The 24,598-nt window shown below is 46.7% G+C and carries 23 protein-coding genes and 1 pseudogene; 7 read left to right on the forward strand and 17 right to left on the reverse strand.

From position 1 onward, the window contains the following. Positions 1–277: 277 nt before the first annotated feature. Positions 278–1,567, forward strand: coding sequence for a serine--tRNA ligase (gene serS, locus NLX73_RS12115; protein ID WP_254326387.1), 1,290 nt, complete (start codon positions 278–280; stop codon positions 1,565–1,567). Positions 1,568–1,679: 112 nt separating this feature from the next. On the opposite strand, the gene hmpA is transcribed toward serS, so the two are convergent. Further along, the gene (gene hmpA / locus NLX73_RS12120) at positions 1,680–2,909 is read right to left on the reverse strand and encodes an NO-inducible flavohemoprotein (RefSeq protein ID WP_254326272.1); all 1,230 of its coding nucleotides are present in this window, start codon (positions 2,907–2,909) and stop codon (positions 1,680–1,682) included. 403 nt (positions 2,910–3,312) lie between these two features. Here hmpA and NLX73_RS12125 point away from each other — a divergent pair, with 403 nt between their 5' ends. Next, a complete protein-coding gene (locus tag NLX73_RS12125) occupies positions 3,313–4,854 on the forward strand; it encodes a family 43 glycosylhydrolase (protein ID WP_254326273.1) in 1,542 nt (513 codons plus the stop codon). 95 nt (positions 4,855–4,949) lie between these two features. Here NLX73_RS12125 and NLX73_RS12130 read toward each other — a convergent pair whose 3' ends face one another. The 5 genes from NLX73_RS12130 to NLX73_RS12150 all read right to left on the reverse strand — a co-directional run bounded on the left by NLX73_RS12130 (position 4,950) and on the right by NLX73_RS12150 (position 9,401). Then, complete coding sequence (locus NLX73_RS12130; RefSeq protein WP_023990962.1) at positions 4,950–5,660, reverse strand: GntR family transcriptional regulator; 711 nt, start codon at positions 5,658–5,660, stop codon at positions 4,950–4,952. Positions 5,661–5,862: 202 nt separating this feature from the next. Continuing rightward, positions 5,863–7,272 carry a glycoside hydrolase family 1 protein gene (locus NLX73_RS12135; protein ID WP_254326388.1) on the reverse strand — a complete coding sequence of 470 codons (1,410 nt, stop codon included), beginning with the start codon at positions 7,270–7,272 and terminating at the stop codon, positions 5,863–5,865. A gap of 73 nt (positions 7,273–7,345) precedes the next feature. Further along, a complete protein-coding gene (gene celB, locus NLX73_RS12140; RefSeq protein ID WP_023990964.1) occupies positions 7,346–8,674 on the reverse strand; it encodes a PTS cellobiose transporter subunit IIC in 1,329 nt (442 codons plus the stop codon). An 84-nt stretch (positions 8,675–8,758) separates the two neighbouring features. Further along, entirely contained in the window at positions 8,759–9,091 is a 333-nt protein-coding gene (locus NLX73_RS12145; RefSeq protein WP_013312602.1) for a PTS sugar transporter subunit IIA, read from the reverse strand. Next, positions 9,084–9,401 (reverse strand): PTS sugar transporter subunit IIB, encoded by a 318-nt coding sequence (locus NLX73_RS12150; RefSeq protein ID WP_013312603.1) that lies wholly within the window; start codon positions 9,399–9,401, stop codon positions 9,084–9,086. The genes NLX73_RS12145 and NLX73_RS12150 overlap by 8 nt, the downstream gene beginning before the upstream one ends. 398 nt (positions 9,402–9,799) lie before the next feature. On the opposite strand from NLX73_RS12150, the gene NLX73_RS12155 reads away from it, so the two are divergent. Both NLX73_RS12155 and NLX73_RS12160 read left to right on the forward strand, forming a co-directional pair. Further along, positions 9,800–10,423, forward strand: coding sequence for a class I SAM-dependent methyltransferase (locus NLX73_RS12155; protein WP_254326274.1), 624 nt, complete (start codon positions 9,800–9,802; stop codon positions 10,421–10,423). 194 nt (positions 10,424–10,617) lie between these two features. Beyond that, on the forward strand, positions 10,618–11,733 hold the full coding sequence (locus NLX73_RS12160) for a WG repeat-containing protein (RefSeq protein WP_254326275.1): 1,116 nt from the start codon (positions 10,618–10,620) through the stop codon (positions 11,731–11,733). A 73-nt stretch (positions 11,734–11,806) separates the two neighbouring features. On the opposite strand, the gene NLX73_RS12165 is transcribed toward NLX73_RS12160, so the two are convergent. The 4 genes from NLX73_RS12165 to NLX73_RS12180 form a co-directional block, all read right to left on the reverse strand. Next, the gene (locus NLX73_RS12165; RefSeq protein ID WP_025718346.1) at positions 11,807–12,244 is read right to left on the reverse strand and encodes a hypothetical protein; all 438 of its coding nucleotides are present in this window, start codon (positions 12,242–12,244) and stop codon (positions 11,807–11,809) included. Positions 12,245–12,406: 162 nt separating this feature from the next. Continuing rightward, positions 12,407–12,556 carry a hypothetical protein gene (locus tag NLX73_RS12170; protein WP_172828237.1) on the reverse strand — a complete coding sequence of 50 codons (150 nt, stop codon included), beginning with the start codon at positions 12,554–12,556 and terminating at the stop codon, positions 12,407–12,409. Between the two features lie 9 nt (positions 12,557–12,565). Continuing rightward, entirely contained in the window at positions 12,566–13,132 is a 567-nt protein-coding gene (locus NLX73_RS12175) for a hypothetical protein (protein ID WP_254326276.1), read from the reverse strand. Between the two features lie 13 nt (positions 13,133–13,145). After that, positions 13,146–14,732 (reverse strand): DUF4153 domain-containing protein, encoded by a 1,587-nt coding sequence (locus tag NLX73_RS12180; protein WP_254326277.1) that lies wholly within the window; start codon positions 14,730–14,732, stop codon positions 13,146–13,148. Between the two features lie 147 nt (positions 14,733–14,879). Here NLX73_RS12180 and NLX73_RS12185 point away from each other — a divergent pair, with 147 nt between their 5' ends. Further along, complete coding sequence (locus tag NLX73_RS12185) at positions 14,880–16,616, forward strand: ABC transporter substrate-binding protein (RefSeq protein WP_254326278.1); 1,737 nt, start codon at positions 14,880–14,882, stop codon at positions 16,614–16,616. Positions 16,617–16,827: 211 nt separating this feature from the next. Here the strand turns inward: NLX73_RS12185 and NLX73_RS12190 are convergent, their stop codons facing one another. Continuing rightward, a complete protein-coding gene (locus NLX73_RS12190) occupies positions 16,828–18,228 on the reverse strand; it encodes a transcriptional regulator (protein WP_302055377.1) in 1,401 nt (466 codons plus the stop codon). Positions 18,229–18,441: 213 nt separating this feature from the next. Between NLX73_RS12190 and NLX73_RS12195 the strand changes: the two genes are divergently transcribed. After that, a complete protein-coding gene (locus NLX73_RS12195; protein ID WP_013312611.1) occupies positions 18,442–18,687 on the forward strand; it encodes a DUF6953 family protein in 246 nt (81 codons plus the stop codon). Positions 18,688–18,728: 41 nt separating this feature from the next. On the opposite strand, the gene NLX73_RS12200 is transcribed toward NLX73_RS12195, so the two are convergent. After that, positions 18,729–19,013 carry a WCX domain-containing protein gene (locus NLX73_RS12200; RefSeq protein ID WP_254326280.1) on the reverse strand — a complete coding sequence of 95 codons (285 nt, stop codon included), beginning with the start codon at positions 19,011–19,013 and terminating at the stop codon, positions 18,729–18,731. 28 nt (positions 19,014–19,041) lie between these two features. Here NLX73_RS12200 and NLX73_RS12205 point away from each other — a divergent pair. Further along, positions 19,042–19,984, forward strand: a pseudogene (locus NLX73_RS12205) (Gfo/Idh/MocA family protein). 53 nt (positions 19,985–20,037) lie between these two features. On the opposite strand, the gene NLX73_RS12210 reads toward NLX73_RS12205, so the two are convergent. From NLX73_RS12210 to nikE, 5 genes are all read right to left on the reverse strand, one after another. Further along, positions 20,038–21,054, reverse strand: coding sequence for an asparaginase (locus NLX73_RS12210; RefSeq protein WP_029518796.1), 1,017 nt, complete (start codon positions 21,052–21,054; stop codon positions 20,038–20,040). A gap of 230 nt (positions 21,055–21,284) precedes the next feature. Then, positions 21,285–22,052 carry an amino acid ABC transporter ATP-binding protein gene (locus NLX73_RS12215; RefSeq protein ID WP_029518797.1) on the reverse strand — a complete coding sequence of 256 codons (768 nt, stop codon included), beginning with the start codon at positions 22,050–22,052 and terminating at the stop codon, positions 21,285–21,287. Between the two features lie 4 nt (positions 22,053–22,056). Continuing rightward, positions 22,057–22,773 carry an amino acid ABC transporter permease gene (locus NLX73_RS12220; RefSeq protein WP_013312615.1) on the reverse strand — a complete coding sequence of 239 codons (717 nt, stop codon included), beginning with the start codon at positions 22,771–22,773 and terminating at the stop codon, positions 22,057–22,059. 30 nt (positions 22,774–22,803) lie between these two features. Further along, positions 22,804–23,613, reverse strand: coding sequence for a transporter substrate-binding domain-containing protein (locus NLX73_RS12225; protein ID WP_039271912.1), 810 nt, complete (start codon positions 23,611–23,613; stop codon positions 22,804–22,806). 142 nt (positions 23,614–23,755) lie between these two features. Continuing rightward, positions 23,756–24,565 (reverse strand): nickel import ATP-binding protein NikE, encoded by an 810-nt coding sequence (gene nikE, locus NLX73_RS12230; protein WP_039271913.1) that lies wholly within the window; start codon positions 24,563–24,565, stop codon positions 23,756–23,758. Between the last annotated feature and the right edge of the window lie 33 nt (positions 24,566–24,598).

Genomic DNA, 24,598 nt, shown 5'->3' on the forward strand with positions numbered 1-24,598 from the left:
ATCCGTATACTAACAAAAAAGCAAACGATATTATGCCTGTGAAGAGCATCCAACTCGGAGGCGTTTACGCCAAGGACCATACGTTAGCGTAGGATATGGCGATATGTACCTAAGTAAACCGGACCCGCCCGTTACAGCGGAGCAAAGTGGATTGGAGAGTCATGACATCAGTCATGCTGTCCGGTCAATTTGGGTGGCACCGCGAGATCAAAGCGCTCCTCGTCCCATGTGGATGAGGGCGCTTTTTGTATTTTTATCCGAAAAGGAGTGCGGTGTCATGTTGGATATCAAATGGATCAGAGAGCATCAAGAGCAAGTTCAGACGGCAGCAGACGGCAAAGGAATACAGGTATCGGTCGCGGAGCTGTTGACCCTGGATGATCAGAGAAAACAGCTACTTCAGGAAGTGGAACAGCTTCGACAGAAGCGTAATCAGTGTAGTCAGGATATTGGCGCGCTAATCTATGCCGGCCAGAGTGAACAGGCAGAAGGGGCGAAGCGGCAGGTCAAAGAAATTAACGGACGGCTAGATCTTCTGGAAACCCCGCAACAGGAAGTAGAGGAACAGTTTCAACAGCTCTTGCTTCTGATGCCTAATATCGTATCGCCAGATACACCACGGGGGAGATCGGATGAGGATAATGTGGAACTGGAGCGGGTCGGGTCGGGTCCGAACTTCGAATTTGAACCAAAGGATCATATGGCGCTCGGTGAGCTTCACAAGCTTATCGACGTCCCTCGGGGTGTCAAAACAGCCGGTACCCGTAACTACTATCTGACGGGAGCAGGGGTTGCATTGCATCGGGCTGTGCAGCAGCTTGCGGTGGATTTACTGACTGCACGCGGATTCCATTTGTTGGACGTCCCACTGATGGTACGTGCAGAGGCGATGCGCAGCACTGGTTTCTTCCCGCTCGGACTGGATCAGACGTACCGCATTACAGGAGAGGATCAGTGGCTTGTAGGCACTTCGGAAGTGCCACTGGTCTCGTATTACAGCGGTGAGATCGTGGATGTTACCGACCCGATTCGACTGGCTGCCGTGTCCGTATGCTTCCGCAATGAGGTCGGCTCGGCCGGAAGGGATGTGCACGGACTGTATCGTGTCCACCAGTTTGCCAAGGTTGAGCAGGTCGTCATCTGCGAAGCCAGCCTGGACGCTTCGGAACAGATGTTTCAAGAAATTACGCGCAATGCGGAAGACTTGCTTCAACAGCTGGAGCTGCCTTATCGCAAGATGGCTGTCTGTACAGGCGACATGGCACAAAAAACCTACAAGCAGGTGGACATCGAGACATGGATGCCCAGCCGCCAAGCTTACGGCGAGACACATTCGTCGTCCCAGTTGCTTGATTTCCAGGCACGCCGTTCCAACATCCGGTACCGCAATGCGGACGGCAAATTGAAATATTGTTACACGCTCAACAACACAGCGGTCGCTTCACCCCGGATTCTGATTCCGTTGCTGGAGCATCACCAGCAAGAGGACGGTTCGATCCGTATTCCGGAGGCTTTACGCCCATATATGCCGCGAGGTATGGAATTTTTGCGTACTCCCTTGTTATGAAAACAGGAGCGCATTTTGAAAAGTAGTACCCAATGAGCAGGATTTTCGATTGTAATCATCGCAAAAAAGACGAAGGATATTTATCCTTCGTCTTTTTTGATGTTTCATTGTGTCATTGTGCTTCTGCTTCCCATGCGCTGGCAGGACCAAAGAATTCATAGTGGATATCCGAAGTAGGGATATTCCACTCCTTCAACAGGCCGTATACCGATTGCATGAATCCCTCAGGGCCGCAAAAATAATATTGGGCGTTCCGATCCGGTATCACGGATTGTAACCAGGCCAGATCCAAACGGCCTTCCTTGTGGAAAGCCTGTGCCAACCGATCCTGCTCCGTTGGTCTGCTGTAACACCAGCGAACTGCAGCCTGTGCATGTGTGGCGACCAGCTTTTCTACCTCATTACGCAAAGCATGGTTATCCCCATTGACTGCTGCGTGGACAAAAGTGATAGGCCGATGCGGAGCAGATTTCACCAAGAAAGCCAGCATACTAACCATCGGGGTTAGCCCGACCCCTCCGCTGATCAGCACGACAGGTCTGCGATCTGTCCGATCCAGCGTAAAATCACCCGCCGGTGCAGATACTTGAAGCACATCGCCCTCTTGCACCTGCTCATGCAGATACACGGATACTTTACCTGCCGGGCGGGACTCTACAGCATCCTCACGCTTTACAGATATCCGGTAGTGAGATTGGCCCGGTGCATCCGAAAGACTGTATTGACGAATGTGGGTATTGTGTTCGCCCGGAATTTCCATCTTTAAGCTGATATATTGCCCAGGCTCGAATTCAGGCAACACCTGCCCATCCTGCGGCACCAAATAAAAGGACGTAATTTGGTCGCTTTCCTTAACCTTTTTCTGCACAACAAAGCTCTTAAAGTCTGACCAGCCTCCCTGCTGCTGTCCAGCCTCCTTGTACATTTCAGCTTCCATGTCTATAAATACGTTAGCGATCACACCGTAGGCTTCGGCCCATGCGGTAATGATCTCGTCTGTAGCAGCATCCCCCAGTACGTCCTTGATCGCAGCGAGCAGATATTTTCCGACGATAGGATAATGCTCGGGCTTAATTCCCAAACTGCGATGCTTATGTGCAATCTGGCGTACCACCGGAAGAATTTCCTCCAGGCGGTCAATGTGCTGTGCAGCCGCATATACAGCATTGGCCAGCGCTCCCTGTTGACGTCCTTGCTTCTGATTTGCGTGATTGAATATATTGAGAAGCTCGGGATGGGCCTCAAACATCATCTGGTAAAAACGCTTGGTGATTGTAGTTCCGTGTACCTCCAAAACAGGTACAGTCGATTTGATCGTTGCAATGGTTTGCTCACTTAGCATCTTTGTATCCCTCTTCTCTCCAAAATAAGATCAACAAAGGGTGTTCAACATTAGCACCCATTTGTAACCCTCAATTTAAAGCAAGTATACCCACATAAAGTAACCGTTTATGTGATTCCAGTCACTTTAAATTTGAAATAATGTGAACGTGTCAATGACAAAACGCACAATTACAAACACTTCCCACATAACTGACGAGCTTTCCCCAAAGTTTCAAATATCTATATACCCTTTTTGTATGTAGTGATCAGATTCGTCCTTTCTCCTAACAACAGTTTCAACAAGCTAAAGACTTCAATTTATTCCACTTGTAAACGCTTACAATTAGGATAGAATCGAAGATGAGGTGCCGGACAAGCCATTCCGACCCATCCTATCCGTGTTAAAGGAGGCAGATGATATCGTGAAGTGGATCAACAGCAGCAAATGGTTAGCCGCATGGATTTGTATCCTATTCGCAGTGGCCAGTGCGGGTCTTCAACCCGATACAGCACATGCCAATACAACAGGCGTTACGCAAGCAACCTACGGGACCGAGGTGAACCAAGCGCTGAATGGCTTGGACGTCGCCAATGCCGAACTATCCCTGAGCGCAACAGCAAGCACAGCCATTACGAACGGAACGGATTGGAAAGACACCGCAGGTAACCCGATTCAGGCGAACAGCGGTAATATTCTAAAAGTAGGTTCTACTTATTATTGGTACGGCGAGCACGCCGAAAACTGGAAATTTGAAAAAGTGAACGTATATACCTCAACCGATTTGAAAAATTGGTCCTTCCGCAGCAGTATTCTCACCAAAGATTCCGCCCCTGAGCTGAATTCGAGCAAAATCGAGCGTCCCAAAGTCATCTACAACAAAACCACCGGAAAATATGTACTATGGGCGCACTATGAAAATGGCACGGACTACTCACTCGGTCGTGTAGCCGTCGCTACCAGCGATACACCCGACGGAAATTTTGCCTACCAAGGCAGCTTCCGCCCGCTGAATTACGAGTCTCGTGATATGACGGTGTTCACGGATACTGACGGTAGCGGCTACCTTATTACAGCTTCCCGTAAAAATGGCGGCGCCAATGATACGATGGCGATCTTCAAGCTGACAGCCGATTATACAGGCGTACAGTCGTTCGTTGGCTGGATTTTTGAAAATGGCTATCGCGAAGCTCCTGCTGTTGTGAAAAAGAACAATACCTACTACCTGTTCACCTCGCAGGCATCCGGCTGGTATCCGAATCAGGGCGCTTACGCAACCGCCAGTTCCATGACTGGGAGCTGGTCTGCTCTGTCGCCCTTCGGTGACCCGGCAGCTTACGGCTCGCAAATCCATTCCATCGCCACAATTACGGGTAGCTCAGGAACCAGCTACATCTATATGGGCGACCGCTGGAATCCGCTCAATCTGAGCGACCACAAATTCATCTGGTTGCCACTAACTCTGAATGACTCCAACAAAACAGCAACCCTGAACTGGTACAGTAGCTGGGATCTGGATGCTGCGACAGGCACAGTAATCCTACCGTCCTTTGTGAATCACGCACAGGGCAAAACAGCGACTGCGAGCTCAGCCGCATCCAGTTCTCCAGCTTCACTGGCGAACGATGGCAACGCCCAAACCTCGTGGAAAGCTGCTTCCGCATCCTGGCCCGCTTGGTGGCAGGTCGATTTGGGCAGTACCAAGACCATCAGCGAAGTGGATATTTCATGGTTTATGTACAAAGGATCTGAAGCGTATTACAAATATAAAATTGAATACAGCAGGGATGGAGTTAACTACTCCACGATTGACCGCACAGGTAATACCACGTATGGTTTTACCAGTGACAAAGTCAATTTTCAAGCTCGCTACGTGCGAATCAACCTTGTAAATGCAGTGCTATTCAATAATCCGAACAACTGGTATACTCCGACGGTGCATGAAGTAAGATTGCTTGGCAATTAACTTGCTTCATTAAAAAGAACATGGCAGGAGAGCACCCACATAAGATAGGCTTCTTCTGCCATGTTTGTTTTACTATCCGTTTGGTACTCACTCGCTCAACGCATCCGATTCACTGTGGTAAACACAAATTTATCGTACCGATGCCGCGAGAACGAGTATTCAAATGGTATACCTGTATCCAGATAACCCACCTGCTCAATTTCCAAGATTGGATCATCCGCTGCACAGTCCAAATGCTCCCGATCCAGTTCCGTCGACTTGGATGCCCGGATGGTACGGTGTGAACCGACAATATTAAGTCCCAACTCCTCCTTAATGTGTTTGTACACCGAGCCATACAGCACCTCCTCTGTGATACCGCTGATCAGCTTCGTAGGCATGTATGTGCGCTCGATAACATAGGGCTCACCCTCCACGACACGCAGACGGATCACATGGTATACAGGAGAATTGGCATCAATGAATAGATGGGTCGCAACCTCTTCGGATGGAAATTGAACGTCAAAGGCGACGATTTTATTTTTGATTTCTTTCCCGCGCAGTACGTTGGTTAACCCCAGCATTTCATTTACGACAACGTTAACAGGGCCATTGTGAACCGATTTGACGATAAAGGTTCCATGTCCTCTTTTACGATTTAGCAACCCGTCCATCACCAATGTGTCCAATGCCCGCTTAATCGTCATCCGACTTACACGAAACTCTTTTGCCAGTGAGATCTCATCGGGAATCGGATCATCACTGCTATAGGTCTTATTCATAATCCGCTCTTTGACCTCTTGTGCAATCCGCTCGTATTTGTTCATCTGTCTACCACCTGTACTAAAAATTATTTTATGTCAGCATTTTACCAAAACATCGGTAGCGCTGGTTCTTTTTGTTCTGCAGGCGGGACGTTAAGGTATCACGGTATAAGTAAGTATACCGAACATTATACTTTCTCACCAGCGGCGTACAGCACAGTTCTATGATGATGATGAAGAAAAAAAGGCGGTCCAGAGGACCACCTTAGAATCCGTTATTCTCGATCACCTGTTTGAACCAGTGCCCACTCTGTTTAACGGATCTCTTGCCACCGTTCTGAAGATCGACAGACACAAAACCATAGCGATTCTTATAAGCATTCGTCCAGGACCAGTTGTCCATAAACGTCCATAAGTGATAGCCCTTTACATTGGAGCCTTCTGAGATCGCTCGTTGGACCCATTTGAGATGCTCACGGATAAAATCAATGCGATAGTCATCGCGGATCATGCCCTGTTCATCTCTGAACTTTTCTTCACCTTGAACGCCCATTCCGTTTTCTGAAATGAAGCATTCAATGTTGCCATAATTTTCTCTGACATTGGTCAGGATGTCGTAAATGCCTTTCTCATAAATCTCCCAGCCCCGCATCTCATTCATCTTGCGACCAGGCATGACGTAATAATCGAAGAAACGTTCCGGCACAAAAGGAGCATCCGGGTTCGGCAGACTTTCACGAGCCTTGACTCTGCGCGGCTGATAATAGTTAATACCCAGCAGGTCCACAGTGCCCTGGCGTATAATCTCCCGATCTCCGTCTTCCATGCTTGGTACATATCCCTCTTGGCGTAACAGCTCCACGAGCAAAGGATTGAATTCTCCCGTCACAGATGGGTCTAAAAAGGAACGGTTAAAGAACGCGTCGCATATTTCAGCAGCCTGCACGTCTGCCGGATGCTGACTACGCGGATAAGTCGGCGTCAGGTTCAAAATAATTCCGATTTGGCCCTTATAACCGCCCTCTCTGTAAGCCTTAATGACACTCGCGCTCGATAACAGGGTATGATATCCCACCTGTACGGCTTTACCGAAATCCACTTCATTCGGATAGTGGAAATCGTATAGATAGCCGCCTTCCACCGGGACAATCGGCTCGTTATGCGTAAACCATTTGGCTACACGATCCCCGAATAGCTCAAAACAAGTGTTAGCGTAATCCACGTAAGCTTCGACCGTCTCCCGGTTCACCCAGCCTCCATTTTCCTGTAAAGCCATCGGCAAATCAAAATGATACAGATTCACAAACGGCTCAATACCCGCCTGATGCAACTCCTCAATGACGGAAGTATAGAATTGAACTGCCTGCTGGTTTATTGCACCTTTCCCTGCCGGAAACAGGCGTGACCAGGAAATAGAGAACCGGAAAGAGTTGTGGCCAAGCTCTTTCATGAGTGCAATATCCTCTTTGTAACGGGTATAGAAACGGGACGTATCGACAGGGCCAACCCCATCATAGAAACGGTTCGGCTCCTGCTCAAACCAATAATCCCAAATGTTCGGTCCTTTGCCGTCTCCCTCCACGGTTCCTTCTGTTTGGGTAGCCGAAGCTGAGGAACCCCACCAGAAGTCGGATGGAAAATGGTATTGAATGGTTTGCTGCTCTATATCTTTCATTTCGGTATGATTCACAGCTCTACTCCTCTCTCTTTTGCAGTGAATAAACTGCTAATCTAGCAGCTTATTCACATTACATTCCAACAGTTTGATCCTTACCTGCAATGGCTGCTTGGCTAAGCTCCTCTTCCTGCTCTTTACGAACGTTCATCCGATCAATAATTTTCAGGAACGGGAACCAGATGACAAAGACGACAGCCATATTAAACAACTGCAGCACGCCACCCATCAGGGAGCCTGTAGCCATCATTCCACTAAAGAACAACGGCATCGTCCAAGGAACCTGTATTCCGTTTGGCGGCGGCACAATCCCGGTTGTCATAGCAAAGTAAGTAATCAGCGTAACGATCATTGGAGAAATGACCCATGGAACAAAAATAAGCGGATTCATCACAATCGGCAGACCGAATATGACGGGTTCGTTGACATTAAACAGACCCGGTCCAAGGGCCAGCTTACTGACCTGCTTCAATTGCTTACTCTTCAGGAAGATCAGAATCGAAAGCACGACAGCCAGTGTCATACCTGTACCACCGATACCTACGGTGTAAATATCCACAAACTGCTTGGTGATGATATGCGGTAGTTCTGCTCCTTTGGAGTACGCTTCATAGTTTTCAAGTGCCAGCGTATTCCAGATTGGGTCCATAACCGAGTTAATAATAATTTGACCATGAAGCCCAAAGAACCATAAAAGCTGAACAAAGAAAATAGCAATCAATGTAGGTATAATGCCACTGCCCAAATGCACCAGAGGTGCCTGTACAGCATGATAAATCAGGTCATGCAGGTTATTATGAAGGGTCAGTGTAACTACAACATTAATGATCAAAAATATGCCCAATGTAATACATGCCGGAAGCAAAGCGGCAAACGATTTGGCAACTGCCGGCGGAACGCCTGGAGGCATTTTAATGACAAAATTTCGCTGCGTCACCTTTCGGTATATCTCAGCCGCGATAAAAGCGACGATCATACCAAGGAACATGCCTTTGGCACCGATCCGATCAACCGGAATGACACCAGCAATCGTGGCACCGCTTTCTTGTGTCAGCACAAACGGGGTGAGCATCAAGAAACTGGCCAACGCAATCATCCCGCCGAATATGGGCTCGACCTTATAACTTCGAGATAAATAATACCCAATCCCGACGATTACAAATAAGGTCATGATATTCAGTGTGGCATTAGGCGCAATGTTCAACAGACTGCTAAAAGTCGCATAATTGCCGTCGCCCATCCACCCTTTTAGAAACGGCAGATTGATAATAACGACGATAATGGAGCCAAAAACAGTTAATGGAAATGACAGCATAAATGCATCACGCAGTACAGTAAGATAGCGGTTGTTGTTCAGTTTACCGGCAATAGGTATCAGTATCCGGCTTAATTTTTCAAACAAAGCCTATTCCTCCCCGCGAAGTGACTTGCATCAATAGGGTTGCAAGCTTTTCATGTCCCAAATTTCACAAACTTACATGTTCCGTTATAAATTTCTGGATTTGAACAGCTCCAGCAATTCTAGAACCAGATCCTTCATGGTAACCGTGGACATCAGATGATCCTCGGCATGCATTAGAAGGAGCGAGAAAGGAGTTTGGGTACCTCCCGCTTCCTTCTTAACCATTTGAAAATGGATATCATGCGCAGCACGTAAATCCTGCTTGGCTTGTTTGAGCAGTTCGTCCGCACCCTCTACATTCTCATTTCGGTATTCGGTCAGCGCCTGAATCACTTTACTGCGAGCGCTTCCACTATGAAGAATAAGTTGGAAACTAATTTGCTCTTCCGTCAGTTCGGCTATATTGACTTTATCCATTTTTGCGTTCCACCAGCTTCACTGCTTGCTCATAGGCTTTCTTACCGTCAACCATCCCGTATGCCATCATGTCAATCACTTCTACATGAATACCATATTGGGCTGCTTCCTTTTCCAGCTGTCCTTTAAGAAAACTCATTTGCGGGCCAATCAATACTGCGTCAGCCTTAGCCATGTCTTCTGCCGCCTGATCTTGACCTACTGCCCAAATTTCAGCCTCGTCTCCAATGGACTTAGCATAATCCTGCATCTTAGTAACCAGCAAACTTGTAGACATACCTGAGCTGCACGCCAGCAAAATTTTCTTCATGATTGTTCCTTCCCTTCAAGGTCTGATTGGATGTTAACTACTAGAAAACGTTTACAGCGTAATTATAAATCCAGTCTTTTGATTTGTCTATACATTTAATATATATGTATAGACTTTTTTTAAAATGACACTGTTTCTTCACTTTTTTTCTTGAAAATGAACGTAATCTCTTATCTTTAATCTCTCAATAGTAATCGATTTTCACTATAAGAGGTTCTGCCAAATGAAATGTTATTCGGTTCTGTAAAATGTTAACATGAGCTTACGGAGTAACTTAATAGCCCCTCCGTAGCCAAAGAATAGCTGAGGTGAGAAGAGATGAGTAGAGTCAAAGTAAAACCAAGCAAGAGTTAGACCGGGTCGTGTTCATCGGCCGCACGTTTGAGGAGTACGTCCAAATGTTCAATTTGCACATTCCTGAACTTGTAGGCAAAAAGATTTTGGACTGTCCTGCGGGAGCATGTTCCTTCACCGCTCTGGGCACCAAAGCCTCGCTGGATATCACCGCAAGTGATATCGCCTACGATCACAAGATTGATGATCTGAAACGCAAAGGCCTATTGGATATTGAGCATGCAATGGAAACGCTAGAACGTGCAAAAGATAATTATGTTTGGAGCTGTTATGGAGATGTGCAAGGGCTTAGCGAGCAGCGCCATCAAGCACTCCAGGATTGCACGCAGGATATGAGGAAACACCCAGAACGCTACGTTGCTGCGGTACTGCTGGAGCTTCCCTTTGAAGATGAACAGTTTAATATCGTGCTGTCTGCCCATTTTCTATTTATGTATAGTGATCGACTCGACTATGAGTTTCATAAGAATACGGTACACGAACTGCTGCGAGTGGCTTCAGAGGAAGTCCGCATTTTTCCTCTGACCGATTTAACGGGAACTCGTTACGATCTGCTAGATCGTTTGATTCTTGAGCTGGAGGCAGAAGGCTTACGGGTGACAGAGGCCAAGGTCCCGTATGAGTTTATGCGTAACGGCAACTCTCTGTTAAGCATCCGAAAGATATAAGGCAGGTTCAGGTGTAGAGGGAGCAAGCGATTAGCTTGCTCCCTCTCTGGTTATTGAGATGAAAATTAGAAAAATTTAGAATATCAAGAAACATTCCTACATTTTTATCGTCTATATTATGGAATACCTTACGTATGAAGGTAAGATTTTCCGAAGCCCGAAGTTAAAAAATCAACTCACAAAGGAGCTTATGCATGTTAAAAAAGTTAGGATTAGCTGCATTGATTCTGGTTACTAGCCTCTCCGTTATGGGAACAGGCTGGGCCGCATCCGGCACAACAACCATTGAAGTTTCTAAAACTGCTCTGGATTACAACGTTGCTCGCCCGCTGAGCGATGGTGCTTTTCATGATGGCTTATTGGCTGCTGAAACATCTGCTGGAAACCTCGTGTATTACAATACCAAAGGAGAGAAAGCTTTCTCACTTCCCGCCGAGCTTAAACCCATTGGTGATTTTCATGAGCAACGAGCCGTAGTCAAAAATACAAAAACCAATCTCTATGGATACATTAACACCAAAGGGACACTGGTCATCCCTTGCCAATATACCGAAGCCAATTTCTTTTCCGAAGGAAAAGCCAAGGTTACCATAGCAGACACCAAAGAAAATGCAATTATAGATCGAACGGGAAAAATCATTTCTCATTTTAAAGAAAATGGGGATTCAGAATATATATTTACGGACGGTCTGGCTCTTGCCTACGCCCCCAACACTGGCAAGATCGGTTTTGTGAATGCCTCTGGTCAACTAGCAATTCCTTATAAATATAAATACAGTCGTGGTTTCTCGGATGGCTTGGCTATTGTTCAGAATAGCAAAGGGCTATACGGATATATCAATACAGCAGGAAAAGAAGTTATTCCTCCTCAATATCAATCCGGTGGAGACTTCTCGGAAGGATTGGCTCCAGTCCAAAATGCCAAGGGAAAATGGGGATTCATCAATAAACTGGGAAAAGTCGCGATTCCCTTTAAATTTACGGATGCCCAGGATTTTAGTGAAGGCCTGGCGAGTGTGAAAAATGCAAAAAACGAAGTCGGATTTATTGATAAAAACGGAACGCTGGTCATTAAATATCAACAAAAATATGATGTTACTTCTCCGTTCAAAGAAGGCTTAGCTTTAGTCGGTAAACAAACACAATCATCCGTCTCAGACGGCAAATTTGGCTACATCAATCGTCAAGGGCAACTGCTAACTAAACTTGAGTACAGAGTGGAATCCTCCTCCTTCTCCAATGGCTATGCTGTTGCTTTTATCAAGCCAGGCAAAGCGTTTATTGTATCTAAACATTCCGTTTCAAAATAAAAAAGACGACCCCGGAGGCAGATCGAGTGGATCTGCTTCCGGGGTCATTAGATTTCCAATATCTTGTATACAATTAGTCGTGTGTGTAGAATTTTACCCCAGGCAGATCTGCTGCCACCCACGAATAATTAATGGTATTACTGTTGTAATTTTTGGTCCCCGCCTGTGCAACCTGTACCTCCTTCAAAATCGTGATCGATGAACCCTTCGGTCTGACAACGACCACATGACCATGCCCATCTGCTTTTTTGATTCCGATGGTAGGATACCCGAGATTTGCTCTTTTTTGAGCATCCTGAAAGGTTACAGAATCCCAGCCCGGCGCCTTTTTATTCAGTAAAGCATCAGCCATTTGATTGGCTAAGCCACTTGGCAAGGGTGCCGACATCGCAGACATCACATCTTGCGCAAAAATATTACATTTCGTTCCACCTACCGGCGAATACTTTTTGTTCGTTTCTACCTTAAAACCGTCAATTACAGATGCGTAAGTACTTGCACTTCTAGCCATTGAAATTCCCCCTGAATATAAGTTGTAGAGGAAACGACGGAGTCGCTTGAACATCTGAATGGCTCCACATTCAATCGATGTTGGCCTCAATTCCCTCTCAACTATTAGGGTGATTTCCGGCTTACTTTAACAACGTAATACTACAAAAAATTAACTTCATTCTCATAACTGAAGGCTCTCTTCACTGATTACGGTTGGAACGATAAGCTCAGGAGTAGTCGTAGGCTTAGCTTGTGTTAAATAGTCTGCTGCCCCCATCATCAGAGCGATGCCGATAAATAGCACGACCCAATTACGATTCTTTTTCATCATCTGTACCTCTCATTCTTCACTCCGCCCGTTCAGCCACTTGAACCAATGGAGCAGATGACTGAATCGGTATTCATGCTGCGAAGCGTACGTCCATACTTCTGGCTCTTCACCGGGCTCCTTCCAGACGAGCATGGAAAAGTGACCTTCTTCCTCGCTCGCAACCGATAGCAGCGAAAGACGATCATCCCCGAATCGGTATGGAGCCGATTCCACCCAGTAATTCCGCATATCGCTGATCCAGCTGCGGAACTGCTCTGTACCTGCGATCCGCAGGACTTCATCAGGTAGGAGCAGATGCTCGTCGATATCCTTCCAATCCCCCGCATATCGGTACCGCGCTGCCAGCATTGGACTGAGTGGTCGGATTTTACCGGGAGCCAACGTAGGCATATAGGCGACGGGAACGACCGGACCGATACTCTGGATAGCATAAGACCGAGCTTCCTCCTCACTCATTCCGTAAGACATAGCCTCCACGAGAAAATCGTTCCGTCTTACACCAAACTGATGCTGATACTGTGACATTTCATCCTGTAGCTCCAATACCTTACCCTGTACCGTTTCTGTTCCGATCATTCCCAAACACCTCTCATTCCAAAATATAGTCGTGCAATTCCCGTTGCGCTCGATACTTTGCCCAATTGAATTCAGGCCAAGCCGATTCTTCTCTCGTCATGCTCGTCAAACGGGCTTGTAAAAACTCATCTAGTGATCCATGTTCCTTACGACTAAAGTCAATCAGCAGCGGAATCGCGTCCGCCGATAGCTCACTCAAATATTCCTTATCTATCACCGATGTCGTGCGATACCGTTCGAGATTATTTTCAGCAATCCGTATATCAATGCCCACATAGTTCACGACGACATAGGCGACCAGAGCGAGTACAATATAATATTTCGCCAACGGCAGTTGACGGAAATGAATGCGCATTGCTGCAATAAGCAGTAGCAAGCCCAGAAAAATCATAAACGCGTGTACCAAATAGCGGGTGTACGTATAGCCGTATGCTTCTTCGTACATAACCAGCCGGGTATATCCCGAATACAGCATCACACCCGAACAACCCACGAGTATGTACAGCAGGCCACTGTTCATTTTTTGCACTATACCTGAGCCAAATTCAGTCCACTTCAATACACTGATCATCAGCACAAAGTTGATACCTGTTACCATAACCAGCTCCCCGAATCCTCTTCTCGCATATTCGGCATACGAGGTTCCTTCGGGCAGAGCACCTTCCCATGCACCAAACAAATATCCAAACTGCAACACGACGAACACAACATACACCAGATTCATGACAATCAGCACCGTAGCGGTAATGACAGGGTCAAATTTAATCGCGACCGGCTCGTGGTAAGGCACCGTTGGTCGGTCAATCATCACTGAAGAGTGACCATCATACTCGGTGGTTTGGCCATTCGTGCGCTCATCTAACCCGTGCCATGATTGGGTCTCTCTCTGCGTATTACGCGGAGCAGGCTGTACAAATCCCCACAAATAACAGAAGAAACAGAAGGTGAAAAAGCAGGTCCAGATCAGCCGTAGCATGCCACTCCCAAAGGACAGCGTTCCGATCCATTCGGGTACTCCAGCTAACAACTTTTCGAACATCCCATCCGCCGAAGCCAGCAAAGATATGATAATGAACAGTAGCGGCAAGGCAATAAGTAAACCAATCATCACTTTGCCCAATACACGCTTACGCTCATCCTTTACATTCCGAAGGGCTACTGTCTTGACCATCCGAAAGGGGGTCACGATATGACGAAAGTTTTGATAAAACCAATGGCTTAACGCCTGACCAATAATACCGGGTTCTGACCAGCCATGCCTTTTCTCCCCAAACAGCAGCACCATATGTACGCTAATGAGAGCAGGTATCGCCAGCGCATTTAACACATACAGGACCGGATTATTGAACAGCGCGTATGTCAATGCCAGCATGAAAATGATCACAAACAGCAAACGCCCTATCCATGATCTGGACTGGAAACGATCTCGATTAAAGGCATACATATAGACGTAAAACACAATAACAAAAATTGGCATAGATACGCCCAGCCCATGTCCGTAAAACAGATATTGATGAACCAGCGCCAACACAATTGCGCCAGCAAAGGCGGACAGAAACGACGTTTTCGGCAAAGACGTTCCATTCATCTTGTCATGCATGGTAAATACCTCCACAAATATGCTTTATAACCCTTATTGTAGATGATAAAATAAGAAGATAAAGAGAAATTAATTCAAACAAAATTTCCTATTTTATAAAAGTGACTACGCTTTTAATCAAATATAGGGGAAACGGAGCAACCTTGAATGAAACTCCATGCCCAATTTTTACGGCTTCACTCACACGCAGCTGACAACAAGGACGAAAACCATACCATAGAGACGACGCTGGATGAGCTTGCGGCTATTTTTGACTGTACTCACCGCAACGCCTTGATGATCATTCAGAAAATGGAGCAGCATGACTGGATACAATGGACTCCCCGCCGAGGCAGAGGTCGTCGCTCCAGTCTGCGCTTCCTCATTCAACCGGAAGACATTGCCGTGCAATCCATGATGCAAGCCATAGACCGCCATGATATCAAACGCGCGCTGGATGAAATTCGAGTTCATTCACGCTCCTCCACCATGCAGGAGCATTTGCAAGGCTGGTTGCTGAATTATTTTGGGCATCACGCAGAGGTGCGCAGTGATCAGCAGCAGATCGACACGCTGCGTCTGCCTATTCGCCAGCAGCTCTATACGCTGGACCCTTTGTACTTGAACTGGCTCGCCGAGTCCTTCGTATCCAGCCACGTCTTTGATGGTCTGGCCCGCCGGGCGAACGAAAGCGGCGAGATTTTGCCGGGATTGGCGCACGCTTGGGAGGTGGATACCACTCGTACACAGTGGACCTTTTTCCTGCGTAAAGAAGTGTTGTTTCATAACGGAAAAATACTGACCGCTGAAGACGTCGTCTATACCTTTGAGCGACTGAGTCGGGCGCCGGGAAGGAGACTTTACCATTTTATCGTCCGGCAAATTCAGCACGTCCAGGCGCTAAGTCCAACGATAGTACGCTTCGTACTAAAGGAGCCGAACGAGCTGTTTCTATCCTTCCTGTGTACCAGCCGGGCTGCGATTGTGCCGCGTGAGCTTAATCAGGTGGGTGAAGCCGCCTTTGGCATCCGCCCTGTCGGTACAGGGGCATTCAAAGTCACGGAAATGAACGAAAGCCTGTGTACACTGGAGGCTTTCGCACCTTATTTTCAAGGCCGGGCTCATCTGGACCGAGTGGAAATTGTCCAACTCCCATGGGCGACTAAGCTAGAATCGTCGGATACGGAAGACACCGCTTCTTCTTTTCACATTATCCATAATCCCGTATCGGCGGGAGATACGGATACCGCATGGAGCCAGATTCACTCGGCGGCTTCGGTACGCAAATTTATCACATGTAATACACATAAGGATGGACCACTACGCAATCCAGAAATACGTGCCCGCATTGTAGCATGTCTGGATCATCGCTCCCTTCCCCCAGCAGTGGATTCATCTAACGATTTGTATGAACCACTGGCGGCGCTGCAAATTGCTACCATTCCTGAGTATAAAGCAGACGCAGACCGGGTTGCGGCTCAGCTCGAATCCTGTGGGTATACCTGTAACATCGTGGCCGCATCTATGAACGAATTCAAAAGCTCATCTATCCGTATGGAGTCAGACTTAATCATCTTTTCTCTCTTTCGTGACCGTGATGAGCAATTACGCCTGTTTGACTTGTATCTCAATGTATCTGGGCATGTGGAGCCTCATAGCCGTGTGGATATCGAAAGACTGCTGCGTGAAATTGCACGGGAGGCCGATCATACTGTTAGGGCGCAGCAATTCGAACATATCGAAACTCGGCTCATGGATGAGCACCAGCTGCATATTTTATATGAAAAGCCCGTTCAGACGGCCTATCTCCCTTCTGTACGTGGCGTATCTTTTAACAGTCAGGGCTGGGTGGATCTGCGTCATGTCTGGTTTCCGCCTGCTCAACTTCCAGCTCCCCACTCTTGACGGCAAAAGTGCTCCTTCAAATGCACTTCCACATCAAAAAAAGGTATCCTCTTCTTCATAAGAGAATACCTTTTTGAATGCCGCTTTCTAGATCCTCTAAGCGGATGGTTCAAGGGATGAAAAAGCCCATCCCCCCAACCCATGACTGTGGACGTCGCTAGGATCTTCCATAGGGGGGGTAACGGGTGAAAAATTCAATAGGACAAAAACATTAAATGCGAGCAGAGAAAAAACGATCTTTTTTATCATGGATGTACTCTACCTCTCCAAGTAAGTTTTTATATTCCTCTTTGTCCTCAGAAGTGGCAGTATGCCGATACTTTTCAAATAGTCCTACACATTTAATGGTGACAGGATTACCATTCAGCACTACAGAATAGGAAAGACTCTCAAGCAAGAATTTCATGCCTTTGGTATAACGGTGTTTGTTGAGATCATAACAAGCCATCTCTGCCAAAAATCGTGCATAAAGATCTGCTGACATTTGCTCCGTATAGGTGCCTACCTTGACATGCTGATCTGCAAATGCCTCAATTTGTTTTTCAAAGTGCAACAGTACATGATCTACATTAAAATCATAACGGTTGGCCGCTACCATAATTTTATGCAACCCCACCAGAATTTCGCCTTCGTTTTTTTCCAAATAATCCACATATTGTGGAATCACATCCAGGCTGCCTGACATCAACTGATACAAATACCCGTTGGCCTCAGCCCAGTTGCTACAAAGGGCCTTCAAACGCCGAGCTTCTTCCGTATCCTCTTGCACCCAGCTCAAATCAGAGTATAGGGATACAAATTCCAGTGCCTTCTGATAATCCCCGCGCTCATCCCACACCCCGGCACGCAGCACGTAAGAATATACAATATACATAAACAAAGGACCCTTAGGTTCCTTGCCACGCTCCGGTCTTCTGGTATTTCCGTATTTTTGTTCATATTGTACCTTGGCCCTGTGACCCATTTTTTCAGCTAACCACTCTACTTTATCCCAACGTCGCAAGGAAGCATAGGTATTCGCCAAGTCTTTTAAGGCATCCAGCTGATCTGCTTCACCCAATCGTTCCACAAAGCTTTCAAAGTGTGTGGCTGCCCATAAATTTTCGTCCTGGTCATCGCCAACGGCAATCGTAAATAAACGGTATTGGCAGAGCGCCAGACGCTCTGAATGTTGGTACTTCTCACTTTCCGAAACATTTTTATAAATAATTGCCGCAGCCTCGAACTTACCTTCACTGAATAATTCTTCTGCTGTCTCAAACAAAGCTGGGGCGTATATGAGATAGTCCATCATAAACTCCACGACTTGCTTAATACAATCCAGTTTGTTCAGCTCTGCACAGCGATGCAAAAAGGGACGAACCCGTCGCCAATTCGGTGCCGTATTCCGTATAAATTCATCAATGTATAACTCATAGAGGCTCCCTTCTTCAAGCCCCATGCCTGCACCAATCCGATCCAACAGCAGCATCGCAATCGGACGATTACCGTTAATAATGGCACTGATCGTTCCTGCATTAATACCTGTGTTCTCCCCAAACTTACTAATCGTAATTCCTTCTCGTCTGATGTACTGCTCTAGCTCTGCGCGAATTGTGGTTGTTTCCTTCAAATCAGGCACCCCCAGGGATTACTTGCATGATTACAATACAAAAAAAGAAAATTCCCGTGAATATTCCCTTAATTATACAAAAGAAAGCCCACTTAGCCAACCGCTCAAGTAAATTTATATCAAAAAATTCAATAATTCTCCGAATTGCCGTATACTACGGGGAGGTGAGCCGAACAGCTGCACCCAATCGGTACGCAGGAAAGGATACGACAAATGGACAACACCCCTACAACAGAACAAGAGATTGCACAATGGATGGTCGCGCAGATCCGTGAAGTGGGCACCCTGAAACAAGAAGATGCAATTGCATATGTACGCTCTGAGTATGGAGAGCAGTATGTGTTTATAAGCGAGCATGGTCATGTATCTCTGGAAAAAGAAATCAAAAAAGCATTCCGCAAGCTTCATGGTGGCAGAATTGCCTGGGATCGTGACGGATTTCTCTGGGCCTGGACTTAACAAGCAAAGCATCTGCCCTAGGCAGGTGTTTTTTTAATCATTTATCCATATATCCTCTGGAGTCGGTTAATTTCTTCCTTCACAAACTGTCGGAGTGTTACAGGCTCCACAACTTCAACCCTACCGATCCAATCCATAGCATCGCGACAAGCCGCTTCATAACTATACATGTTGACCGTTAGAGTACAATGACTGCCTTCCTGTACAGACTGGATGATGTCCATTCTTTTCGCTATAATTCCTGCTTGCTTCTTATTTGTTCGGATCAGAACGGGATAGTATTCTTTCTCTGTACAAAGCTGCTTAAACGCGGTTTCTTGCCTCATCCAATGATATTCCAGCGAAAAATAATGGATGATGAATATTGGAATATTGGGGACGGGATTCGGCGCGTATCATGCCTCACTGTTAAACAACCATCCCAAAGTAAACAGAATCATGGTATTTGGAAGGAACGAAACCAAGCTGCAAAAGCTGAAAGAGGAGCTAAACGTAGAAGTCACCCAAAATATAGAGGATATTCTGCTGGACCCAGACGTGGATATCGTCGATCTATGCCTGCCCTCCCAGCTGCATAGGTCCTATGCCGTGGATGCGCTGAAGCACGGTAAGCATGTATTTTGTGAAACACCGGTTTGCTTTGATCTCGAAGACGCTCTTCTTATGCAACAAGCTGAGAAGCAATATGGCAAAAAGATTCTGGTCAACCAGTTCATTAAGTTTGATCCCGCCTATACCTATCTGTATGAGGCATACCGCCAACAGAAATACGGGAAGCTCATCTCCTTATCTTTGAAAAGAGAAACGCCTCCTCTGTGGGGAGATCTTGGACTAAGCTCCATTCCTACTCAGTTCATGATTCATGAACTGGATTTATTGACCTGGCTATTAGGCCCCTGTGATCCATATACAGTCTGGGGTACAGAAGTTACCCATCCTGAACAAGCACAGGTTCGGGCTCACTTTCAGCATCGGGATACATTCACAGAAGTCATCGCCTCATCCCACATGCCGGGAAGCTCCCCCTTCACAGTGGCCTATGAGGCTTATTTTGAAAAGGCCAAGCTGGTATTTCATGAAAGCGACGAAAACGATCTTATACCTACCGCATTATATGAGTATACCGCATCAGGACAGGCAAAAAATCAACCTCGAATCTGCCAATCCATATAAAAAAGGTTTGGATCATGCACTTGAATGCTTTGGCGGACATTCGGAAAGCCTGATTCCACTGGAATCGGCTGTACAAGCGCTGAAAGTGGCTGTTGAGATTAAAAGCAGACTGGGGCAAGCCTAGCGTTAACCCCGTATTTTTTCTTATGCCTGTTCTTATCTACGGAAATCAGCCTCCTATAAGGAAGCTGTATCCGCAGGCAAGGAAACTTCGTCCGCGTAGTTCGTTGCCATAATCTTGGCTACCCCTGCCGGGTCGGTCGTCTGCCCCAACGCCCACATCATTTTCGTCACCAGCGCTTCCGTTGTCATGTCATACCCCGGAATAACGCCCTTCTCCAGTACCTTTTGCCCCACTTCGTAAATCGTCAAATCTCCGCCCTCATAAGGACATTGAGTAGTCACGACAATACTCATACCGTCCTTCATCAGCTCCTCGATTTTGCTGATCAGGCTTCTTTCTTTAAAAGGAACGCCACCCATACCAAAGCCCTCAATGACGATACCTTTATAGCCCAAGCCCTGAATGGCATCGAAAATCGCCGGATTCGTACCCGGAATCAGCCTGAGCAGAAATACCTCCGAAGCATACCCGTCGTTGTATGGGTGACGAGCGGTACCACGATTTGCAAATACGCCCTCCGTATAGACCACCTTACCGTTCTCCACGAGTCCGATATACGGATAGTTAATACTCTCAAAAGCATTATAGCTGCGTGTTCTGATCTTCGAACTGCGGCTGCCATTAATAATTTTGCCGTTAAACACGACAAAAACCCCGGCCACCTCGCCACATGCGGTCAGGAATGAGTCGATTACATTTTTTTTGGAATCGCTGTGCTCCGCCAAAATGGAAACCTGCGAACCTGTCACGACGACGGGTTTGTCTACGGTTCCCAGCATGAAGCTCAAGGCTGAAGCCGTATAAGCCATCGTATCCGTGCCGTGTGCAATGACAATACCGTCGTATTGATCGAGCGAACGATGTACCATCCGGGCGATAGAAGCCCAATCCTCAGGTTGTGTATTTGTGCTATCAATGCTCATCAGATTATGAGCATCAATCTCGCAAATCTCCTTCAGCTCCGGAATTTCCGCCAAAATATTTTCAGCCGATTGGGTCGGTGTCAGGCCGTTTTCCTGATAGGAGGAAGAAATGGTCCCTCCGGTATTAATGAACAAAACCTTTTTCATATGCCAATGTTCCTTCCCGATTACATCTTCACTGTATTGTTCTTAGAATTTATCATGAATAAGTGTGATAAGCTACTTTGTAATGGAAAAGAATTGGTGATATGGGGGCCAAAAAAGCACGACAAACAAGCGCGGGCTTTCCTTCCTCCTGCGACTTGTCTAACGTGCTTTTTACTATAGGTGCAATACTCTACAGCGCTGCACATACCTATAACCCATCCACGTACTTCTTATGGGGATACAGGCTGCTCCTGTGGCGCTCTCTGTACCAACGCTTTGCCCAGAAACTGCCGTGTCCGTTCTTCCTTCGGATTGGTGAAAAACTGCTCGACGGGTCCCTGCTCCACGATCACGCCATGCTCCATTAGTACAACCCGATCCGCTACATCTCTCGCAAAACCAAGCTCATGCGTGACAATAATCATCGTATTGCCTTCACTCGCCACCTTTTGAATCACGGACAGCACTTCATCCACCAGTTCAGGATCAAGTGAGGAAGTCGGTTCATCGAACAACAACACCTGTGGATTTAGTGCTAAAGCACGGGCAATCGCAACTCGCTGCTGCTGTCCACCCGAAAGCTGGGCAGGATAATAGGTCATACGATCCTTTAACCCGACCTTTTCCAGAATGCCTTCACTGATCTCTCTCGCCTGCTTACGATCCAGCTTTTTCACACTGGTCAGACCAATCATCACATTGTGGAGTGCATTCAAATTTTTAAACAACTGATATTGCTGAAATACCATTGCCGTTGCCATCCGTAGTCCGAGAATGTCCTTTTTTCCCGCCTTGGCGGCATCGACCTTTACACCGTCAATTTCAATAACACCACTGGTCGGCTGTTCCAAAAAATTAATGCTGCGCAGCAGCGTGGACTTCCCCGATCCGCTTGGGCCCAGGATCACTACGACTTCTCCCTTGCCTACCGTCAGGTCTATGCCCTTCAACACGTGATGCTGTCCAAAATGCTTATGAATTTGATGAAGTTGAATCATACCCTTACTCACTTCTTTCGTAAATTCGAATACGCTTCTCCAGCACGACAAGCCCGCGCTCAATAATAATGCACACCAACCAGTAAATCAGAGACACCGCAACATATACCTCAAAAAAAGCCAACGCTCGCGCGCCCATAATTTTAGCCTGTCCCATCATATCGACGACACCGATCATAAAAATAAAAGACGTATCCTTCACCGTACTGATCAGCGTGTTTCCCAAATTGGGCAAAGCGACCGTCAACGCCTGCGGCAATACAATTTTGAGCATAATTTGTGTTTGGCTCATACCGATGGAATTAGCAGCCTCAAATTGTCCCCGGTCGACTGAATGAATCGCCGCCCGGAACGTCTCCGACAAATATCCCCCGAGGTTCAATGAAAATGAGAGCAACGCAAACAGCTCGGGCGGGATGACATAGACATTGAATTGCTGTAAGAATCCATATTCGCTCTGGAAATAATACAGAAACTTGGGTATTCCGTAATATACGAGAAACAGCTGCACAATGAGCGGTGTTCCCCGAATGTACGAGACATACAACGTAGACAATGGCGCCAAGACAGGCACCTTGTATATCCGGATTAAGGCCGTAGCTAACCCGATGATCCCACCCAGCAGCATGGACACAAACGCAATCCATAAGGTCACGGGAAGATACTCGACGATCTGGGGAAGGCTTTTCAGCATATAATCAAGATCAAACAGCTTTTCCATAGGAACCCCACTTTACCCTTTACATTGTTATTACTGAGGAATAAATTCTCCACCTGTCCACTGCTCAGACAATTTTTTCAGTGTTCCGTCCGCTTTCAGCTCTTTAATAATCGGGTCGATTTTAGCTTTCAACTCTTCGCCCTGCTTATCCTTTTTAAACACCAGGTTGATGTTATCGCTTTGCACCGGCTCACCCACAGCTTCCACCTGCAAGCCTTCCTTCTTGATCGTTGCCGCCGCCATAACCGGATCATTCACATAAGCGTCCACTCGGCCATTTTGCACGTCTTGAAGGTTATCGGACGAAGTACCTGTATCATTGTATTTCAAAATAATTTTATTTCCGTTCTCCGCATTATACTGTTCCAGCAACTGTGTGTAGGAGTCGCCTACCGAGGCTGCTACCTTCTTGCCTTCCAAATCCTTGAGGGAATGAATATCCGTTCTACCCTTTTTCACAATAATAACCGACTGAGCCGAGAAATAGGACTCATCCGAGAATAAATACTTCTTCTCACGTTCGGGATTTTTGGCAACTTCATCGGCGATCATCTGAACTTTATTTGAATCTAGTGCAAGGAATATCGCATCCCAGCCCGAAGGCACAAATTCAATCTTATAGCCGTCCAGCTTCTTGTCGATCTCCTTGACTACTTCCACATCGTATCCAGTCAGCTCGTTTTTATCATTCGTAAAAGCAAACGGTGGGTAGTCATTTTGTGTGCCGACATAGATTACCTTATCCCCCGATGCCGCATCCTTCGAGGAACATCCACTCAAGGCACCCGTTAATAACACAAGAGATAGGCCAATCGCTGCTACCAAAGCAGATTTCTTCATATTATGACATCCCCTTTTTAATATCCAAGTAATTTACTATGATTTTATATTATAACGGGTTATTCAAATAATACAACAAGTAAATTTCATATTGATTATTTAGCTATATGTTGCACAAAAAAGGACCCTTGCGGGTCCAATGTCATCCATGAAGCGGAAAACGCTCTGCTGGATGTTCCGGCAAAATGGACGAGATCAACCGTCGTACAGCCGGATGAGCAGATTCAAAAATCTGATCCTTCTCATCACAGCGCTCAATCAGTCTCCCCTGCTCCATCACAGCAATGCCATCGCAGACAGCATAAGCTGCCCGAATATCATGCGTGATGAACAGATATGACAATCCAAACGAAGATTTCAGTTCTCCCAGCAGGGATAAAATATGCATCTGGTGAACCATATCGAGGCTGCTGACGGACTCATCCAGCACGATCAGCTTTGGTTTGAGCGCAATCGCCCGTGCAATATTGATCCGCTGCAATTGTCCGCCACTGAACTGATGCGGATATTTAATCCGATCCTCCGGCTTGAGGCCGACCCGTTCCAGTAGGCTTTCGACCGTTCTTTTTTGTTCCTGCACCGATAACCGTTCGTAATTGTCCAATGGCTCCCCAATAATCTGCCCGGCGGTCATTCGGGGGTTTACAGCAGAGTAGCAGTCCTGAAATACGACCTGCATATCCCGTCGCATTCCCCTGCGGACTTGGGGGCTCGCATTATAAATGTCCTGTCCCTGGAACAGCACCTGACCCTCCTGCGGCTTCTCCAGCCCCAGAATAACCTTGCCCAGCGTGCTTTTACCGGCTCCACTGGTTCCAAGTAAGCCTAGGCAAAACCCACTCTCTATAGTAAGTGAAACGTTAGCCAACACAGGGGGGCGTGGTTCAGAACGGCCCAGCCATTTGCGCCTTCCATAGCTATGAGTTACTTTCTTCACTTGTAGCATACGCATTCGCTCCCCTTTTGAAAGTGTAACTGTCGAACA

This window comes from Paenibacillus sp. CH40 (assembly GCF_024213605.1).
GTDB classification, from domain to species: Bacteria; Bacillota; Bacilli; order Paenibacillales; family Paenibacillaceae; genus Paenibacillus; species Paenibacillus polymyxa_B.

What these genes read in the sequence shown, in the direction of transcription:
- serS (WP_254326387.1), top strand. Translation starts at nt 278, where the DNA reads ATGTTGGATATCAAATGGATCAGAGAGCATCAAGAGCAAGTTCAGACG.
- hmpA (WP_254326272.1), bottom strand. Translation starts at nt 2,909, where the DNA reads ATGCTAAGTGAGCAAACCATTGCAACGATCAAATCGACTGTACCTGTT.
- NLX73_RS12130 (WP_023990962.1), bottom strand. Translation starts at nt 5,660, where the DNA reads ATGAACAAATACGAGCGGATTGCACAAGAGGTCAAAGAGCGGATTATG.
- NLX73_RS12135 (WP_254326388.1), bottom strand. Translation starts at nt 7,272, where the DNA reads ATGAAAGATATAGAGCAGCAAACCATTCAATACCATTTTCCATCCGAC.
- NLX73_RS12145 (WP_013312602.1), bottom strand. Translation starts at nt 9,091, where the DNA reads ATGGATAAAGTCAATATAGCCGAACTGACGGAAGAGCAAATTAGTTTC.
- NLX73_RS12150 (WP_013312603.1), bottom strand. Translation starts at nt 9,401, where the DNA reads ATGAAGAAAATTTTGCTGGCGTGCAGCTCAGGTATGTCTACAAGTTTG.
- NLX73_RS12155 (WP_254326274.1), top strand. Translation starts at nt 9,800, where the DNA reads ATGTTCAATTTGCACATTCCTGAACTTGTAGGCAAAAAGATTTTGGAC.
- NLX73_RS12160 (WP_254326275.1), top strand. Translation starts at nt 10,618, where the DNA reads ATGTTAAAAAAGTTAGGATTAGCTGCATTGATTCTGGTTACTAGCCTC.
- NLX73_RS12165 (WP_025718346.1), bottom strand. Translation starts at nt 12,244, where the DNA reads ATGGCTAGAAGTGCAAGTACTTACGCATCTGTAATTGACGGTTTTAAG.
- NLX73_RS12170 (WP_172828237.1), bottom strand. Translation starts at nt 12,556, where the DNA reads ATGATGAAAAAGAATCGTAATTGGGTCGTGCTATTTATCGGCATCGCT.
- NLX73_RS12175 (WP_254326276.1), bottom strand. Translation starts at nt 13,132, where the DNA reads ATGATCGGAACAGAAACGGTACAGGGTAAGGTATTGGAGCTACAGGAT.
- NLX73_RS12180 (WP_254326277.1), bottom strand. Translation starts at nt 14,732, where the DNA reads ATGCATGACAAGATGAATGGAACGTCTTTGCCGAAAACGTCGTTTCTG.
- NLX73_RS12185 (WP_254326278.1), top strand. Translation starts at nt 14,880, where the DNA reads ATGAAACTCCATGCCCAATTTTTACGGCTTCACTCACACGCAGCTGAC.
- NLX73_RS12195 (WP_013312611.1), top strand. Translation starts at nt 18,442, where the DNA reads ATGGACAACACCCCTACAACAGAACAAGAGATTGCACAATGGATGGTC.
- NLX73_RS12200 (WP_254326280.1), bottom strand. Translation starts at nt 19,013, where the DNA reads ATGAGGCAAGAAACCGCGTTTAAGCAGCTTTGTACAGAGAAAGAATAC.
- NLX73_RS12210 (WP_029518796.1), bottom strand. Translation starts at nt 21,054, where the DNA reads ATGAAAAAGGTTTTGTTCATTAATACCGGAGGGACCATTTCTTCCTCC.
- NLX73_RS12215 (WP_029518797.1), bottom strand. Translation starts at nt 22,052, where the DNA reads ATGATTCAACTTCATCAAATTCATAAGCATTTTGGACAGCATCACGTG.
- NLX73_RS12220 (WP_013312615.1), bottom strand. Translation starts at nt 22,773, where the DNA reads ATGGAAAAGCTGTTTGATCTTGATTATATGCTGAAAAGCCTTCCCCAG.
- NLX73_RS12225 (WP_039271912.1), bottom strand. Translation starts at nt 23,613, where the DNA reads ATGAAGAAATCTGCTTTGGTAGCAGCGATTGGCCTATCTCTTGTGTTA.
- nikE (WP_039271913.1), bottom strand. Translation starts at nt 24,565, where the DNA reads ATGCGTATGCTACAAGTGAAGAAAGTAACTCATAGCTATGGAAGGCGC.